Source organism: Streptomyces collinus, assembly GCF_031348265.1.
GTDB classification, from domain to species: Bacteria; Actinomycetota; Actinomycetes; order Streptomycetales; family Streptomycetaceae; genus Streptomyces; species Streptomyces collinus.
Genome location: NZ_CP133771.1, coordinates 2,162,776 through 2,179,478, shown reverse-complemented (window position 1 = coordinate 2,179,478; position 16,703 = coordinate 2,162,776). Strand labels below are relative to the sequence as shown.

General features: G+C 72.4%; 17 protein-coding genes and 1 pseudogene. 10 read left to right on the top strand and 8 right to left on the bottom strand.

The genetic code is table 11. The features are described 5' to 3' along the window. The first annotated feature begins 23 nt into the window (after positions 1–23). The 3 genes and pseudogenes from RFN52_RS09800 (at position 24) to RFN52_RS09790 (ending at position 2,118) form a co-directional block, all read left to right on the top strand. Positions 24–1,388 (top strand): amidohydrolase, encoded by a 1,365-nt coding sequence (locus RFN52_RS09800; protein WP_184845160.1) that lies wholly within the window; start codon positions 24–26, stop codon positions 1,386–1,388. 105 nt (positions 1,389–1,493) lie between these two features. Further along, positions 1,494–1,780: pseudogene (locus RFN52_RS09795) on the top strand (DUF899 family protein); the annotation flags it as partial. Positions 1,781–1,935: 155 nt separating this feature from the next. Next, on the top strand, positions 1,936–2,118 hold the full coding sequence (locus RFN52_RS09790; protein ID WP_010039591.1) for a DUF8839 family protein: 183 nt from the start codon (positions 1,936–1,938) through the stop codon (positions 2,116–2,118). Between the two features lie 9 nt (positions 2,119–2,127). On the opposite strand, the gene RFN52_RS09785 is transcribed toward RFN52_RS09790, so the two are convergent. From RFN52_RS09785 to RFN52_RS09775, 3 genes are all read right to left on the bottom strand, one after another. After that, positions 2,128–4,083, bottom strand: coding sequence for an ABC transporter ATP-binding protein (locus tag RFN52_RS09785; protein WP_184845157.1), 1,956 nt, complete (start codon positions 4,081–4,083; stop codon positions 2,128–2,130). A gap of 405 nt (positions 4,084–4,488) precedes the next feature. Continuing rightward, on the bottom strand, positions 4,489–4,923 hold the full coding sequence (locus tag RFN52_RS09780; protein WP_184845154.1) for a hypothetical protein: 435 nt from the start codon (positions 4,921–4,923) through the stop codon (positions 4,489–4,491). Beyond that, positions 4,920–5,582 (bottom strand): ATP-binding protein, encoded by a 663-nt coding sequence (locus RFN52_RS09775; RefSeq protein ID WP_184845151.1) that lies wholly within the window; start codon positions 5,580–5,582, stop codon positions 4,920–4,922. The genes RFN52_RS09780 and RFN52_RS09775 overlap by 4 nt, the downstream gene beginning before the upstream one ends. 242 nt (positions 5,583–5,824) lie before the next feature. Here RFN52_RS09775 and RFN52_RS09770 point away from each other — a divergent pair, with 242 nt between their 5' ends. The 3 genes from RFN52_RS09770 (at position 5,825) to RFN52_RS09760 (ending at position 7,850) form a co-directional block, all read left to right on the top strand. After that, on the top strand, positions 5,825–6,685 hold the full coding sequence (locus tag RFN52_RS09770; protein ID WP_184845148.1) for a Sco1979 family transcriptional regulator: 861 nt from the start codon (positions 5,825–5,827) through the stop codon (positions 6,683–6,685). After that, positions 6,686–6,940: a DUF397 domain-containing protein gene (locus tag RFN52_RS09765; RefSeq protein WP_033310663.1), complete on the top strand. Its 255-nt coding sequence runs from the start codon at positions 6,686–6,688 to the stop codon at positions 6,938–6,940. It abuts the gene before it with no gap. Positions 6,941–7,037: 97 nt separating this feature from the next. Beyond that, positions 7,038–7,850 carry an SAM-dependent methyltransferase gene (locus RFN52_RS09760; RefSeq protein ID WP_184845145.1) on the top strand — a complete coding sequence of 271 codons (813 nt, stop codon included), beginning with the start codon at positions 7,038–7,040 and terminating at the stop codon, positions 7,848–7,850. Between the two features lie 24 nt (positions 7,851–7,874). On the opposite strand, the gene pdxR is transcribed toward RFN52_RS09760, so the two are convergent. Further along, positions 7,875–9,287: a MocR-like pyridoxine biosynthesis transcription factor PdxR gene (gene pdxR, locus RFN52_RS09755; protein ID WP_184845142.1), complete on the bottom strand. Its 1,413-nt coding sequence runs from the start codon at positions 9,285–9,287 to the stop codon at positions 7,875–7,877. A 47-nt stretch (positions 9,288–9,334) separates the two neighbouring features. Between pdxR and RFN52_RS09750 the strand changes: the two genes are divergently transcribed. Beyond that, positions 9,335–9,820: a carboxymuconolactone decarboxylase family protein gene (locus RFN52_RS09750; protein WP_184845139.1), complete on the top strand. Its 486-nt coding sequence runs from the start codon at positions 9,335–9,337 to the stop codon at positions 9,818–9,820. 27 nt (positions 9,821–9,847) lie between these two features. Here the strand turns inward: RFN52_RS09750 and RFN52_RS09745 are convergent, their stop codons facing one another. The 3 genes from RFN52_RS09745 to RFN52_RS09735 form a co-directional block, all read right to left on the bottom strand. Next, on the bottom strand, positions 9,848–11,338 hold the full coding sequence (locus RFN52_RS09745) for a glutamate synthase subunit beta (protein WP_184845136.1): 1,491 nt from the start codon (positions 11,336–11,338) through the stop codon (positions 9,848–9,850). Between the two features lie 195 nt (positions 11,339–11,533). Next, positions 11,534–12,013: an anthrone oxygenase family protein gene (locus RFN52_RS09740; protein WP_184845133.1), complete on the bottom strand. Its 480-nt coding sequence runs from the start codon at positions 12,011–12,013 to the stop codon at positions 11,534–11,536. A gap of 176 nt (positions 12,014–12,189) precedes the next feature. Next, positions 12,190–12,888 carry a DUF2293 domain-containing protein gene (locus tag RFN52_RS09735; RefSeq protein WP_184845130.1) on the bottom strand — a complete coding sequence of 233 codons (699 nt, stop codon included), beginning with the start codon at positions 12,886–12,888 and terminating at the stop codon, positions 12,190–12,192. Positions 12,889–13,044: 156 nt separating this feature from the next. On the opposite strand from RFN52_RS09735, the gene RFN52_RS09730 reads away from it, so the two are divergent. Further along, a complete protein-coding gene (locus tag RFN52_RS09730) occupies positions 13,045–13,686 on the top strand; it encodes a nucleoside/nucleotide kinase family protein (RefSeq protein WP_184845127.1) in 642 nt (213 codons plus the stop codon). Between the two features lie 317 nt (positions 13,687–14,003). After that, positions 14,004–14,432: a CBS domain-containing protein gene (locus RFN52_RS09725; protein ID WP_184845124.1), complete on the top strand. Its 429-nt coding sequence runs from the start codon at positions 14,004–14,006 to the stop codon at positions 14,430–14,432. A gap of 55 nt (positions 14,433–14,487) precedes the next feature. Here RFN52_RS09725 and RFN52_RS09720 read toward each other — a convergent pair whose 3' ends face one another. Continuing rightward, positions 14,488–15,615, bottom strand: a complete 1,128-nt coding sequence (locus RFN52_RS09720; RefSeq protein ID WP_184845121.1) for a magnesium and cobalt transport protein CorA — start codon at positions 15,613–15,615, stop codon at positions 14,488–14,490. A gap of 287 nt (positions 15,616–15,902) precedes the next feature. Here RFN52_RS09720 and RFN52_RS09715 point away from each other — a divergent pair, with 287 nt between their 5' ends. Further along, positions 15,903–16,694: a methyltransferase gene (locus RFN52_RS09715; protein WP_184845118.1), complete on the top strand. Its 792-nt coding sequence runs from the start codon at positions 15,903–15,905 to the stop codon at positions 16,692–16,694. Positions 16,695–16,703: the final 9 nt, after the last annotated feature.

The following is a 16,703-nucleotide window of genomic DNA, read 5'->3' as shown; positions in this document are numbered from 1 at the left end:
CGACGCCGTCGTACGTTGGCGTGGTGACGCCTTCTGCCGCGGACGATCCCGCCGAGCTCATCATCAGCGCATGTACGGTCCTCGTGCACGACGATCAAGAGCGGATCGGGTTCGTGCAGGACGCCTCGATCGTCGTGCGGGGCGGGATCGTCGAGGCCGTCACGACCACCGCGGAGGCCGCGGACCTGCCCGCCGCCGAGCGGATCGACGCCGCCGGCCAGGTCGCCCTGCCCGGCTTGATCAACTGTCACACGCACGCGCCGATGGTCGCGCTGCGCGGACTCGCCGAGGACCTCCCCACCGAGGAGTGGTTCAACGACGTCGTCTGGCCCGTCGAGTCCAACCTCACGGCGACGGACGTCGAGCTGGGGGCGCAGCTCGCCTGCGCCGAGATGATCCGGGCGGGCGTCACCTGCTTCGCCGACCACTACTTCGCCATGGACGCGGTGGCCCGGGTCGTCGCTGAATCCGGCATGCGGGCGCTGCTCGGCGAGGCCTTCTTCTCCTCGCAGGGGCCCGAAGGCCGGGAGCGGTCGCTGGAGTTCGCGCTGCGCCACCGCGGAGCGGCCGACGGCCGGATCACGACCGCGCTCGCGCCGCACGCCCCCTACACGGTCGACGACGCCGACCTTGCCACGACCGCCGAGCTCGCCCGCACGCACGGCCTGCCCGTGCACCTGCACGCCGCCGAGAACCGCGACCAGACCGAGACCAGCCTGGCCCGCCACGGCGTCACCCCGATCGAGGTCCTGGAACGCACCACGCTCCTCCACACGGACCTGCTCCTCGCCCACGGCACCGGCATCGTCGACAGCGACCTCCCCCTTCTGGAGCGGGCCGACGGCCGCACGGCCGTCGCCACCGCGCCCCGCGGCTACCTCAAGTTCGCCTGGCCGGACACCACACCGGTCCGCGCCCTGCGCGACATCGGCATCGACGTCGGACTCGCCACCGACGGCGCCGCCTCCAACAACAGCCTCGACGTGTGGGAGTCGATGGCCCTCACCTCGCTGGTCCAGAAGTCGTCCGAGGGCGACCCCCGCCGGCTGACCTCCCGCCAGGCGCTGCACCACGCCACGTTGCAGAGCGCCCGTGCCGTGGGCCTCGGCGACAGCGCCGGCAGCATCGCGCCCGGCCGGCGGGCCGACATCGTCCTGGTCGACCTCACCGGGCCGCACACCCAGCCCGTCCACGACCTCGCCGCCACCCTCGTGCACAGCGCCCGCTCCGCCGACGTCCGCACCACGATCGTCGACGGACGGATCCTGATGCGCGACCGGGAGCTGCTGACGATCGACGTGCCGGCGGTGGTGCGGGAGCTGGGGGAGCGCCTGCCCGCACTCGTCGACCGCAGCCACGGCCGGCGCGTCCAGCGGTACGACACCTGACGGCACGGGCTCCGGGGATTGCGGCCGTTCCGGGAGATTCCGCCGGGTGGCGATGAGTTCCTTCCCTCCCGCCGGTCACCACACCCAACGGACCGTTGTCACTGCCACTTCATGTTCGCGTCCGAGTGGGACGCGGGCTGCCGCAGCTGCTCCGCATTCCTGGACTAAATAGGGCATCTTGCTCATCTTCGGGCCCGTGGCAGGTCGTTCGCGGTCGTGTCGCGCGCGCCCTACCCGGGGATCCTGCCGTTCGGACCGCGACCGGGTCTTCCACTGGACCTCACCGCGCTGGGCCGCCAGGAGGAGTGGGGGGGCTCAAGGGGCGTGCGCCGGCCTTTGGGGCGCCTGCGAGAAGTGAGCGCATCCGGTGTCACGACGAGTACGACGACTGATACGGAAAGTGAACACATAGGCCAAGAGGCTGAGAAGTTGGTCACACTTGGCGGTGAACGCGTGTCAACTACGTCTCAGTACCGTCACTTCGCGAGCCGTTCACCCCATGGTTGGCGTTTAACTCTACGAGTACAGCGCTACATGGAGGTGCAGGGTGAACGGGCGAACGGTGCTCGAACGCTTTCCCGCCGGTGGGCCGCGTGGCTCCTGGCCTGCGGAGGAATTCGCGCAGGCGCGGCGCAGCGAAGGCCTGCCCGCCGAGGTCGTCATGGATCTCGCCACGGACATGTTCCTGGTGATCGTGCGCAGCGGGGACGTGGCCGACGCCACCGCCTGACGTGTGCCGTCAGCCCGCCTTCGGCGCCGGCACCTTCCTGACCGGCGCGGGTGACGAGGCGAACTGCTCCGCCTGGAGCGCGTACAGCTCGGCGTAGACGCCACCGTTGGCCAGCAGCTCCTCCGGCGTCCCGGACTCCACGAGCCGGCCCTGGTCCAGGACGTGCACCAGATCCGCGTGCCGTACGGACGCCAGCCGGTGCGTGATCAGTACGACCGTCTGGCCGCTGTCGGCCAGGGCGCGGATCCGCTCGAAGACCTCCAGCTCGGCCCGGGCGTCCAGGGCCGCCGTCGGCTCGTCCACGATCAGGATGCGGCCCCTACGGTAGGCCGCCCGGGCGATGCCCAGCCGCTGCCACTGGCCGCCCGACAGTTCGTGACCGCCGCTGAAGTTGCGGGCGAGCAGGGTGTCCAGTCCGCGCGGCAGGTCCGCGATCACCGTCTCCGCCCCCGCGTCGGCGACCGCCGCGCCCAGCCGGTCCTCGCACACGGGCACCGAGGAACGCCCCAGGGCGACGTTCACCCGGGCCGTGAACGGCCACCGCTTGAAGTCCTGCGCCACCATCGCGATCCGCTCGGCCAGCCGGTGCCGGTCCGCGGTCGCCGCGTCCACGCCGTCCCACAGGATCCGCCCCTGCTCCGGCCTGTAGAGCCCGGCGAGCAGCTTGACCAGGGTCGTCTTGCCGGAGCCGTTCTCGCCGACCAGAGCCACGATCCGGCCCAGCGGCAGGCTCAGCGTCACGTCGTCGAGAGCGGGGCGGGCCGAGTCGCCCGGGTAGCGGAACGTGACGTTCTCGAAGCGGATCTCCCGCGGATCCTCCGGCAGCTCTGCACCGCCCGGCGGAATCGCCCACTGGTCCGCCTCGGTGTACAGCCGGTGCAGGTCCCCGACGAAGAGCGCCTCCTCGTGCAGCGCGTTGACCTCCACCACGAGCGTGTCGAGGCTCTGCGAGCCGGTCCGGATCGCGATCACGGCCGTCCCCGCGACCGACAGGGCCATCGCCCCCGCCAGCAGCAGCCCGCCCAGCGTCGCGTACGTCGCCACCGTCGCCAGGCCCGTCCACGCCGCCGCGATCAGGCCCGTACGGGCGGCGAGCTTCGCCAGGCGGGCCTGCTCCGCCTCCGCCGTCTCCGACATCGCGCGGAAGTGCCGCAGCAGGAAGGCGCCGACCCCGTGCACCCGGATCTCGGGGGCCGCCTCGGGCTCGATCAGCAGGCTGCCGAGCAGCCGGCCCGCCCGGGCGTGCTGCACCCAGGCGTGGAAGGACTCGTAGCGCCGCCGGGCGACGGTCAGCGCGCTCCAGGCGCTCGGCAAAGTCATCGTCACCAGCAGCGGCAGCAGGGCGGGGTGCAGCACGGTCAGCACGCCCGCCGCCGCGATCAGCGAGATCATCGCGTTGATCACGCGGGTCCCGTAGGAGATCATCCGGCGCGCGGAGGCGGCGCCGTACTGCGCGGTGTCCAGCAGCTTGTGGAAGGCGTGGTCCTCGATCGCGGCCAGCTCGACGGCCGCGGCCCGCTCCAGGTACCGCTCGGTCGCCACCCGCTCGACCTTGGGCTCCAGCCGGCCGGTGGCGTAGGTGCTCGCGGCGCGCAGCAGGGCCGCGAGGAACATCACGGCGGCCACCGTGACCAGGGCGGGGACGGCTCCGCGCAGCCGTTCGTCGATCGGGCCGCCGCCCATCAGCCGGGCCAGCACCGTGTTCACCGCGAGCAGGCTCACCGCCTGCGCCACACCCCGGCCCGCCTCGGCGGCCAGCACGATCCGCGCGGCGCCCCGGTCGGCCTGCCGGGCGAGCCGGAGACTGGCCGAGAGCAGGGACGGCAGCCGGGTGATCATGGCGCGGAAGTTCAGTTCCAGGAACGCGTCCGAGTGGCTGTTCCAGCCCATGTCGTAGCGCAGCGGCCCGCCGAAGAGCAGCCGCTCAGACTCGGACACCTCCGGCGCGGTCCGCTTCTTCCCCACTGTCGACCGACCTCCCCGGCTCGTGCCCAGCCCGTGAGCGGCCCACTATTGCGGGGCGGAACCCGCCCCGGGCAGGGCGCAGCGCGGGGCGCCGGATGCGCGCGGGCGCACGACCTGGCCGGGTGGAGGTGCGGGGCGGCGCGGGGGTGTGGGGTGGTGCGGGGTGGTGGTGTGCGGGCCGGTGTGTGGAGAGCGGTCGTTCGCCGGTGCAAGGGGTGTCGGAGATGGGGCGTCGCCGGGGCCGGGGCCGAGTCAGGGGTGCCGGAGACGGGTCGTTCGCCGGGGCCGGGGCCCGGTGTGCGCTGGCCGGTCGTTCGCGGGGGCCGGGAGCCGGGGGAGCCGGGAACCGGGGAGCCGGGACAGTCAGGAGCCGGGGGAGCCGTGATCGGGCAGGCGCTGCCTGCGCTACGCGCTGACCGGACGCGACCAGGCCGGGGCCGTCCCCGTCGCGCGGCACAGCGCGAGGTAGAGGGGGATCGGGGGGGTGTACGGAAGCGTGCCGTCCGGGCGGTGGATCAGGTCGGGGACCTCCAGCAGGTCCGGGACGACCGCGCCGGTGACGTACCGCGCCGGGGCGGGCCACTCCAGGGCGTGGTCGGAATCGGACGGCACCAGCCACCACCAGTGCGACCCGTCCGCGTAGAGGCAGCCCACGCGGGGCAGCCGGGGCATGATCAGCGGGCCGACGTGGGCGGGGATCGCGACCGCGTCGCAGCCGAGCGGGGCGGTCATGCCGTCGGGCACCGGCAGCCGCAGGGCCGGGCCGGACGTCCGCAGCCCGCGCCGGACGCGCACCAGCGTGTCCAGGTTCAGCACGCCGCCTGCCCGCGAGGGACTCATGCGGGCCCCCGCTCTCGGCGGCGCTGCTGCTGGGGAACCTCTGGGGCGCCCCGCGTGTGGCGTGCCTGGTGGGCCCCGTCCCCGTCGTCCGGGTCGTCGGACGGGCCGCGCTTGGGGCGGGTGCCCCAGCCCAGGTCGCCCCGAGGTCCGTCCGGCTCGTGCGAGGTGTCCGCCGTGCGCGGCAGCTCCGCCCAGACCAGCAGCCCGGGGCCGTTCTCCTGGGCACCCCAGGAGCGGCAGAGGGCGTCGACGAGAAGCAGTCCCCTCCCGTGCTCCTCCTCGGGCCGGGTCCGGCTCGCGGCGTGCGGCTGGCCGGGGGCGCAGCCCTCGTCGCGCACGGCTATGCGCACCAGGTCGTCACCATCGTGCAGCTCGCACACTATGTGGGTGCTCGCCGTGTGCACGATGGCGTTGGTGACCAGTTCGGAAACGACCAGAGCAGCGCTGTCGCACGTGTCCTCGCACACCGACCAGCCGGTCAGCCGGGCTCGCGTCAGGCGTCTGGCCTGGGCGGGAGAACCCGGATGTGCGGCCAGCTCGAAACGGAACCGGCGCCCGGCAGCGGCCCCGAAGGAGGCCTCTTCCGTGGCGGCCCCAAGCCCGGGAGGGCCTGCGGCGGCGTCTGTTCCTAAGGGCGCGGACGGAATCACGCTTGCCACTATCGCCCCGCCGTGAACACTTGGCAAGTGTCACTCTGAAAATTGCAGAGTGCTGTGTGACGGTCTGGAAGGCCGTGGCACACTGCTCGCAACAGCACCCCGCGCGGCGCCAGTTGAGATCGTCGAAGATTCGTTCGGAACGTTTGTTCGGATCAGTTCTTCGAAAGGTCCTCGAATGGCGCCGCCGGGCTGTCAGCGTTCCTTTGTGGCCGGCTCGTCAGAACTCTTCGTGGAGGTGGAGCGTGAGTGAACCGCGGTCCGCACCGACGGTCGGTCAGGTCGTGCTCGGCCGACGCCTGTTGGACCTGCGGGAACGCGCGGGCATGAAGCGCGAGGAGGCCGCGCGCATCCTCCGCGTCGCCCCCGCCACGGTCCGGCGTATGGAGATGGCCGAGGTCGCGCTCAAAATCCCCTATCTGCAACTACTCCTCAAGGCCTACGGAATTTCCGACGACGAGGCCGAGGCCTTCGTCCGACTGGCCGAGGAAGCCAACCGGCCCGGCTGGTGGCAGCGTTTCCACGACATCCTGCCCGGCTGGTTCTCGATGTACGTGAGCCTGGAGGGCGCGGCGAGCGTCATCCGCAGCTACGAGCCCCACTTCGTCCCCGGTCTGCTGCAGACCGAGGACTACGCGCGCGGGGTGCTCCGGTCGGGCGCCATCGGCCAGACCCGCCCCGAGGACATCGAGCGCCATGTCGCCCTGCGCATGCAGCGCCAGGACCTGCTCACCCGCGAGGACGCGCCCAGGCTGTGGGTCGTGATGGACGAGACCGCGCTGCGTCGCCCGGCCGGCGGCCCGGAGGTGATGCGCGCCCAGATCGACAAGCTGCTCGACGCCACGAAGCTGCCCAACGTGACGTTGCAGATCGCCCCGTTCGCAGCCGGGCCGCACCCGGGCACGTACGGGCCGTTCGTGCTGTTCCGATTCGCCATGCCCGAACTGCCGGACATGGTCTACAGCGAGTACCTGACCGGCGCGGTCTATCTCGACGCGCGCACCGAGGTGGCGACCCACCTGGAGGTCATGGACCGCATGGCGGCGCAGGCCGCTACGGCACATCGCACGAAGGAGATCCTCCGGGACCTCCGCAAGGAGCTGTAAATGGATCGCATCAAGCCGCGCAAACACGTCTACAACGGCATGCCCGCGCGTGACTTGGGCAGCGAAGGCTGGCACAAGCCGTGGAGCGGCGGAAACGGAGGCAACTGCCTGGAGGCGATGAAACTCGCCGACGGCCGGATCGCCCTCCGCCAGTCCACCGACCCCGACGGCCCCGCGCTGATCTACACCACCGACGAGATGACGGCCTTCATCGAGGGGGCGAAGTCGGGGGAGGCGGACTTCCTGCTGTCCTGACCTCACCGCCTCTGCCGCCGCTCGATTTCCTTTTCCTACGCCGCTCTTGAACGGCTGGTGCCGAATTGACCACCCTCTGTGCCTTACGGAGTGCCTCATGACCGGGCTGGACCCCACGTCGGCCGTCCGCATCGACACGACCAGACCCCATCCCGCGCGGATGTACGACTGGTATCTCGGAGGCAAGGACAACTACCCGGTCGACGAGGAGATGGGCCGGCAGATGCTCACCCTCGACCCGCGGGTGCCGGTGATGGCCCGGGTCAACCGCGCGTTCATGCACCGGGCCACGCGCTGGCTGGCCGGCAGCGGCGTACGGCAGTTCCTGGACATCGGCACCGGCATCCCGACCGAGCCCAACCTGCACCAGATCGCCCAGCAGACCGCGCCCGGCGCCCGGGTCGTCTACTGCGACAACGACCCCATCGTCCTGGCCCACGCGGCGGCCCTGCTGCGCGGCACGGACGAGGGCGCGACCGAATACCTCCAGGCCGACGTGCGTGACCCGGACGCCATCCTGGAGGGCGCGAGGAAGGTCCTGGACTTCACCCGGCCCGTCGCGCTGTCGCTCGTCGCGCTGCTCCACTTCGTCTCCGACGAGGACGGCGCCCACGACCTGGTCCGCCGGCTGCTCGCCGAACTCCCCTCCGGCAGCCACCTGGTGATGACCCACGCGACCGCCGACTTCACCCCGCAGGAGTCGAAGGCGGCCACCGAGAAGCTGCGCGCCGCCGGCGTCACCCTGGCCCTGCGCTCCCGCGAGGAGTTCACCCGCTTCTTCGACGGCCTCGACCTCGTCGAGCCCGGCGTCGAGGTGCCCCACCGCTGGCACCCCGAGCTGGGCGAGCCCGTGCCCGGGCAGGACGACGGGGTGATCCCGGGATACGGGGCGGTCGGGCGCAAGCCGTAGCGCGCACGGAGGCACCCGGGCCGGTCACGGCGGCGGCAGCGCACCGCACAGCGCCTCCAGGGCCGGCCCGTAGGCGTGCTCGGAGGGGGTCGCGTACCCCACGACGAGCCCGTCGCCGGCCGGCATGTCCGTCTCCGGGTGCCGGAACGCGGCGAGGCCGTCCAAAGCGATGCCCTGCCAGGCGGCGGCCTTGACCGCGGACGCCTCGGTGCCGGGCGGCAGCCGCAGCACGGCGTGCAGCCCGGCCGCGATGCCGGTGGCCTCGATGTGCGGCGCGTGCTCGGCGAGCGCTGCGACGAGCCGGTCCCGGCGGCCGCGGTAGCGCTGCCGCATCCGGCGTACGTGCCGGTCGTACGACCCCGAAGCGATGAAGTCCGCGAGGCTCAGCTGGTCGAGGACGCTCGCCCACGCTTCGCGCTCGCCCTTGGCGGCCAAGGCGGCCTCGACGTACCGCTCCGGGAGCACCATCCAGCCCAGCCGCACCGCCGGCGACAGGCTCTTGCTGACCGAACCGATGTGGATCACGCGCTCGGGGTCGAGCCCCTGGACGGCGCCGACCGGCTTGCGGTCGTAGCGGAACTCCCCGTCGTAGTCGTCCTCCAGGACCAGTCCGTCCCGCGCGCGTGCCCAGTCGATCACGGCGGCCCGGCGCGTGGGGTGCAGCGGGCCGCCGGTCGGGAACTGGTGCGCCGGCGTGAGCAGCACGGCCCGCTCGCGCCCCAACCGGTCGATCCGCGCGCCGTGTTCGTCGAGCGGGAGCGGTACCGTCCGGACCCCGGCCGCGGCCAGGACCTGCCGGTGGAACCCGAGCCCGTACGCCTCCACCGCCAGGGGACCGCGCAGGACGCCACCGCCGAACAGCAGCCGCAGCGCGTGCGCGAAGCCGGAGCAGATCACGATCCGGCCCGGCTCGGTCCGCACGCCACGCGCGCGTGCCAGGTACTCGGTGAGCGCCTGCCGCAGTTCCGGGCGGCCGGCGGGGTCGCCCGGCCCGAACACCTCGTTGGGCGCCTGCTGGAGGGCCCGCCGGTAGGAGGCCAGCCAGGCGGTGCGCGGGAACGCCGAGACGTCCGGCGTGCCCTGCGTCAGATCGTGCCGGGGGCCATGCGCGCGTGGTGGTGCCTTCTTGGGCACGCGAGCGGCGGGCCGCAGCGGCTCGGCGCGCTCCGCGACCCGGGTGCCTGAGCCCTGCCGGGCGGTGAGCCAGCCCTCCGCGACGAGTTCCGCGTACGCGTCCGCCACCGTGTTGCGGGCGACGCCGAGGTCCGCCGCGAGCGAGCGGTACGGCGGCAGCCGCGTGCCCGGGGCGAGCCGCCCGCTGCGCACGGCCTCGCGCAGGCCCCGGATCAGCGCCGCCCGCCGGCCGCCCGGCCCGGTCAGCTCCAGATGCAGGTCGGACCCGATCCGCTCCGCGGAATTGACCCACGATTCCACCATGGAAGTGCACCCTACAACGGGTCTTTCCGGCGCGTAGGTTGAAGGGCATGACGACGACCACGCACACGAGCAGCACCCACCCGACGTCCGCCCGGCTGGAGTTCGGCGCATCGGCCCCGAAGGCCTTCCGGGCCCTCATCGCCTTCGACGCCGCCGCCCGCGAGGGCATCGACCCGGCCCTGGTCGAGCTGATCCAGATCCGCTCCTCGCACCTCAACCACTGCGCGTACTGCCTGCACATGCACACCAACGACGCCCGCAAGGCCGGCGAGAGCGAGGACCGGCTGCACATGGTCGCCGTGTGGCGCGAGGCCCGTCACTTCTTCACCGAGCGGGAGCAGGCGGCCCTCGCCCTCACCGACGCGGTGACCCTCATCGCCGGCTCCGGCGTCCCGGACGACGTGTACGCGCGGGCCGCCGCACTGTTCGACGAGCGGGAACTGGCCCAGGTGATCGCCCTGATCTGCTCGATCAACACCTGGAACCGGGTGGCGCTGTCGACGGGGAAGGTCGCCGGGACCGACGAGCGGTGACGTCCAGGGGCACCCGGTGGCAGAGCGCTACACCGCCATGGGCCGGTCGTACGGCCCGATCGGTGCCGGCAGCCTCGCACTGCCCGTCAGATGACGGTCGACGGCCGCTGCCACCGCCCGCCCCTCGGCGATCGCCCACACGATGAGCGACTGCCCCCGGGCCGCGTCCCCCGCGGCGAACACCCCGGGCACGTTCGTGGCGAACCCGGAGTCCCGCCTGATCGTCCCGCGCGGCTCCATCTCCAGCCCCAGCTGGTCGACGAGACCGTCTTCCCGGTCGGGCCCGGAGAAACCGAGGGCGAGCAGCACGAGGTCGGCGGGGAGCGTCCGCCCGGTGCCCTCCACCGGATGGCGCCGTGCGTCCACCTCGACCAGGTGCAGCGAGCACACCCGTCCCTGGGCGTCGCCGTCGAAGCGCAGCGTGGACGCCGCGAACAGCCGCGCATCCGCGTGCGCGACCGGTGCGGTCCGCAGGTCACGGGCCTCTTCATGGGCGGCGGACAGCCGGTAGATCCGCATCGGGTACGTAGGCCAGGGCTCGGTGTCCTCGTCGCGCTCCGCCTCCGGCAGCGCGTAGATGTCCAGCTGGGTGACGGACGCCGCGCCCTCCCGGACGGCCGTGCCCAGACAGTCCGCCCCCGTGTCGCCGCCGCCGACGATGACGACGTGCTTCCCGGCTGCCGACAGCGGGGACGTCTCCAGATCACCCTCGCGCACCCGGTTGGCCAGCGGCAGGTACTCCATCGCCTGGTGAATACCCGTCAGTTCCCGCCCCGGTACCGGGAGTTCACGCCAGGCGGTCGCGCCCGTGGCCAGCACCACGGCGTCGTAGCGGGTCCGCAGCTCATCGGCCCCGATGTCCCGCCCGACCGCCGTCGACGTCCGGAACTTCGTCCCCTCGGCCCGCATCTGCTCCAGCCGCCGCTCCAGATGGTGCTTCTCCATCTTGAACGCCGGAATGCCGTACCGCATCAGCCCGCCGGGGCGGTCGTCCCTCTCGTACACGGCGACCGTGTGCCCGGCCCGCGTCAGCTGCTGCGCCGCGGCAAGCCCCGTCGGGCCCGAACCGATCACCGCGACCGTCTTGCCGGACAGCCGCTCCGGCGGCTTCGGCGGCGCGAACCCCTCCTCCCAGGCCCGGTCGGCGATCGCGCACTCGACGTTCTTGATGGTGACGGCCGGCTGGTTGATCGCCAGCACACACCCCGCCTCGCACGGCGCGGGGCACAGCCGGCCGGTGAACTCCGGGAAGTTGTTCGTGGCGTGCAGCCGGTCGGCGGCCGCCCGCCAGTCCTCCCTGGACACCAGGTCGTTCCACTCGGGGATCAGGTTGCCCAGCGGGCAGGCGTCGTGGCAGAAGGGGATGCCGCAGTCCATGCAACGGTCGGCCTGCTTGCTGATGATCGGCAGCAGCGCCCCGGGGACGTAGACCTCGTCCCAGTCTCGCGCCCGTTCCTCGACCGGCCGGCGCGGCCATTCCTGGCGGGGCGTGGTCAGGAAACCCTTGGGATCGGCCATGGCCGTCATCCTTGCGTGCGCGGGGGACAGGCCGTGCGGCGTCGGGCGGAGCTCTTCTCACTCGCCGGCGGCACTCTTTTCGCCACGATACGTCCGCCGCCCGGCCGGTGCCTGTCCGCCGCGTGACACGGGGGTCAGGTGAGCGCCGGCACGTACGCCGGCACCGCCCTGCCCGAGGCCGGAGTGGTACGGGCGTCAGGTGAGCGCCAGCATGTAGGCCAGCGCCGCCCCGGCCGAGGCCGCCGTACGGACGTGGTTCCACAGTGTCCACTCGCGCAGGTACACCGGCCAGTACGCCGCCGCCTCCGGAGTGCCCGGCTCCAGCTCGGCCAGGGCGTCGTTGCGCGGCACGTTCGCGACCATGGTCAGCCCGAATGACCCGAACAGGTACAGCGCGCTGCCCACCAGCAGCTCCACCGTCCCCTCGTCCGGCCACAGCACGAACGTCACCACGGCGATCACCGCGCACAGCACCGCCGACCCGAGGAACACGATCATGAAGGGCGGAGTCACAGCCGCCACGTTGACCGCCTTCATCGCGGCGACCCCCTGCGCCGGTGGCAGCATGCCCAGGCCCCGCATCACGAAGGTCGAGAACCCGCAGAACACCCCGGCCACCAGGCCGGTCCCGAGCACGCCCAGCACCGTCAACACGAAGTACGGTCCGTCGATCATGTCCCTCTCCCGCAGTCCAGCCGGGATCCCGCCCGGCACCCTTCCTCGCCACCAGTGAATTCCCGTACGAGCACCGTGACCATGGCCGAACGGCGCGGCGCCATAAGCGAACGTCCACGGGCCCTCGAACGGCCGTGCCGACGGCAGGACGGCACGCCCCCGGGGCCTCCCGTCCGTCACCCCGTGGAACCGAGCCCGGCCTCGGTCCACCCCCGCAGCACCGTCGCCACCGCCGCCGCGATCCGCCGCCGCGCCTCATGTCTGGGCACTCCGCTCATCAGCAGCCGGTCGTACGGTGTGTCCAGATGCCGCACCGATGCCACGACCGCCGAGGTCACCGCGCCCTCGCCCAGCGCGCGCCCCGCCGCGCTGCGGCCCACCCGCCCGCTGCCCCGCTCCGAGGCGTGGAGTGCGATGGCCCGCGCCCGTGCGGCCGGGCATCCGGGGAACAGCCGGTGTATCTCCGCCGCGAACGCCTGCGCGAACAGGGCGTCCTGAGCCGCCCGTCGCCGTGCGTCCCGCACCCGGCGCCGCCGTCGCGCCTCGGCGTCCGCGAGGCACCGCTGTTCGGCCCGCGCGAGCGCCGCCTCCTCGACCAGGACTCCCTGCCGTTCGTACCGGCTCTTGCGCCGGTTGAACCGCACGACCACCGCCGACAGCGTGCTCTCCTCCCGCGATCTTCGCGTCAGCGCGGTGTCGCCGCTCGGCAGGAACACCAGATGTCCGAGGTCGGCGCAGTCGAGGCAGCGCGGGGCGCCGTCCTCGAGGGCGAGCAGCGGCAGCGGTCCGCGGCGGCACTCGGCGCAGTACCGCCGCTTGAGGGGCTGGAAGACGAGAAGTCCGGTCAGGGGCGGGAGCGTCGCGCGGGGGACCATAGAGGGTTCATTCCCCCTCACGGCGCCGCGAACTGTGCATGCCGCCGCAGACTCTGGCGATCCGGTCACCCGCTCCCGTGCGCCGGTCCCGCCGAGATCCGGTCCCTGCGCCGCCCGGTGCGCGGGCCGGACGCCTCCTGCCCGGCCTGACGCATCATGGGCCGTGTGCGACTCGAAGCGATCACCTGGGAACGGCTCGGCGACCTGCTCGCCGAGCGCCTGCTCGACCTGAAGCCCGCCGACGGCAGTCCCTGGCCGCGCATCGCCATCGACGGGGCCCCCGCCGCCCGCCCGGGAGACCTCGCCCAGCGGGTCGGTGAGGCGCTGCGCATAGGCGGCCGCTCCTCGCTCGTCGTGGGCACGGAGGGCTTTCTGCGCCCCGCCTCTGTACGGCTCGAATACGGCCACCAAGACGTCGAGGCCTACTACGACGGCTGGTACGACACCGGCGCCCTGTGGCGCGAGGTGTTCGGCCCGCTCGAAGCCGACGGCGAGGGCCGCGTCCTGCCCGACCTGTGGGACCCGGCCGCCGACCGCGCCACCCGCAGCCCCTACGTCGAACTCCCGCCCGGCGGCGTGCTGTTGCTGCACGGGTCCTTCCTCCTTCGGCACTGGTTCCCCTTCGATCTGAGCGTTCACGTCCTCCTCTCCCCGGGCGCCCTGCGCCGCCGCACCCCCGAGGCCGAGCACTGGACCCTTCCGGCCTTCGAGCGCTACGAGCACGAGACGGACCCGGTGGGGACGGCGGACGTCCTGGTGCGGGCCGACGATCCGCACCGCCCCGCGTGGAGCGGCTGAGCCCGGGGCCCGGTGTCCGGGCCGGGCGGGTGCCATGTCCGGAGGGTGGGCCTGGGAGTCTGGGGGCCTGGGGCTGCCGGGCGGATGCCGGGCCGGCGGCTGGGCCTGTGCGGACCTTCCCTGCGACTCCCGTGCGGATTTCCCTGCGCGGACCTCCTCTGCGCACTCCCGTGCGGGTTTCCCTGCGCGGACTCCCGTGTGGGCTCCTCGTGTGGGCTTCCGTGTGCGGGCATCCGGCGGCCCGACGAGAATGAGGGGCGCCGGGACTCGCGGTGCGTTCTGCGCCGCGCCGGCCGTCCGGCACCGGGAGGTACGCCATGACCACCGCCGGAGACATCATGCACCGCGGCGCCCAGTGGATCCCCGCCCACGAAACCCTCGACCGCGCCGCCCAGCTCATGCGTGAACTGAACGTCGGCGCCCTGCCCATCAGCGATGAGAACGAGCGGCTCTGCGGCATCCTCACCGACCGCGACATCGTCGTCGGCTGCGTCGCCATGGGCCACGACCCCGCCCGGGTCACCGCGGGCGACATGGCCAAGGGGACGCCCCGCTGGATCGAGGCGGACGCCGATGTCGGTGAGGTGCTGCGCGAGATGCGGGAGCACCGGATCCGCAGGCTGCCCGTGATCCAGGACAAGCGGCTGGTCGGCATGATCAGCGAAGCCGACCTGGCCCGGCATCTTGCGAAGGACCAGATCGCGTCCTGGGCGCAGAGCGTCTACGCCACGACCACCATGCACTGACCTCGCGGATCACCCCAGCGCCGCTAGGAAGCCCCTTCGCGGGTCACTCCCAGCCTCAGAGCCAGCCGCTGCGCCGGAACCCCCGGTACAGGGCAAAACACGCCACGGATATCACGCCGATCACCATGCCGTAGCCGTACCGCCAGTGCAGCTCCGGCATGTGGTCGAAGTTCATGCCGTAGACCCCGCAGACCATCGTCGGGACGGCGACGATCGCGGCCCACGCCGTGATCTTCCGCATGTCCTCGTTCTGTGCGACCGTGACCTGCGCGAGGTGCGCCTGCAGGATGGAGTTGAGCAGTTCGTCGAAGGCGGCGATCTGCTCCTTCGCCCGCAGCAGATGGTCCGAGACGTCACGGAAGTACGCCTGTATCTCCGGGTCGACCGCCCGGATCGGCCGGGTGGCGAGATCCTCCAGCGGCCGGCTGAGCGGCACCACGGCCCGCTTCAGCTCCAGCAGTTCACGCTTGAGCTGGTAGATGCGCCCCGGGTCCGTCCGTGCGCCGGACTCCGAGAAAACGTCCGACTCGACCTGGTCGATGTCCCCGTGCACCGAGTCCGTGACGGTCAGGTAGTCGTCGACCACGTGGTCCGCGATCGCGTGCAGCACCGCCGAGGGGCCCTTGGCGAGCTGGCCGGGATCGGACTCCAGCTCCTCGCGCAGCGGGCCGAGCGAGCCGTGCCGGCCGTGCCGCACCGTGATCACGAAGTCCGCGCCGACGAACAGCATGATCTCGCCGGTGTTGACCACCTCGCTGGTGGCCGTCAGTTCCTCGTGCTCGACGTAGCAGACCGTCTTGAACACCGCGAAGAGCGTCTCGCCGTAGCGCTCCAGCTTGGGGCGCTGGTGCGCTTCGATCGCGTCCTCGACGGCCAGCGGGTGCAGGTCGAAGAGTTCGGCGATGCCCGCGAACTCCTGGTCGGTGGGCTCGTGCAGACCGAGCCAGACGAAGCCCTCCCGGCTCTTGCGCACCCGCTGCACGGTGTCCACCAGATCGCCGCGCGCGGGGGTGCGGACGCCATCCCGGTACGTCACGCAGTTCACCACCGAGGAGCCCAGCGGGGACCGGGCCGGGTGGCTCAGGTCGACGCGCGGGCGCCGCCGGGCCAGCCGAGCCACCTTGCGAAGGCCGCCGACGCCGCCGAGGCTCGTGACCTTCCGCAGATTCCCTGCCATGGACATCCGGATCTCCTTGCGTGGAACCATTCGCGCCGTTCCTGCGCCTTGCCGCGCCAGTCTGCCAGGCCTGCGTGAGCTGCGGGTAAGCCTGTGGAAACGACTCATTCCGCTTGGTTCCCGGCTGTGGACGGACGACGCTCCCGGGCCCGTGGCCCTGCTGCATCGACGCATTCGCGTACCGACCGGTTCTCGGCAGGGAGGCGTCCGAAGCGGGGTTCCGTGCGGAAGCGAGGCTCCGTGCCGGAGCGTCGACGGGTACGGATAAGTCGGACAACTGGGATGATCTAGGCATGACGCGAATCGACGGGTACCTCCTCGACAACCGGCAGACCGAGGAGACAGAGCACTTCAGCGCCTTCGCCGCTCTCTTCGATCCCACGACGTTCCGGCACCTCGATGCGCTCGGCGTCGGATCCGGCTGGCGGTGCTGGGAGGTCGGCGCCGGTACCACCGTGGTGTCCTGGCTGGCGAAGAAGGTCGGCCCGACCGGACGCGTCGTCGCGACCGACACCGACACCTCACGGCTCGCCTCCGCGGCCCGGCCACCCGTCGAGGTGCGGGCCCACGAGCTCGGCGCCCAGGAGCCGCCGCGGGAGGGCTTCGACCTGGTGCACGCCCGCCTGGCCCTCGTCCATGTGACCGACAGGGAACGGGCGTTGCGGTCCATGGTCAAGGCGCTGCGCCCCGGTGGCCGCCTGCTCGTCGAGGACGCCGACCCTGCCCTTCAGCCCCTGCTCTGCCCCGACGAGTACGGCCCCGAACAGCAGCTCGCGAACCGGCTGCGGCAGGGCTTCCGCAGACTGCTCGCCGATCGCGGGACCGACCTGCCGTGCGGCCGCACCCTGCCGCGGCTGCTCCGGGACGCCGGACTGGCCCGGGTCCAGGCCGACGCCTACTTCCCCCTCACTTCGCCGGACTGTGCGGCCCTGGAGTCCGTCACGATCCGGCAGATCCGCGACCAGCTCGTCACGGCGGGCCTCGCCACCGACCAGGAGATCGACCGGCACCTCGGGAACGTCACGTCCGGTGCGCTCGATCTGACGACGGCGCCGATGATCTCGGCGTGGGGGCGGAAGCCGTAACGAGGGAGC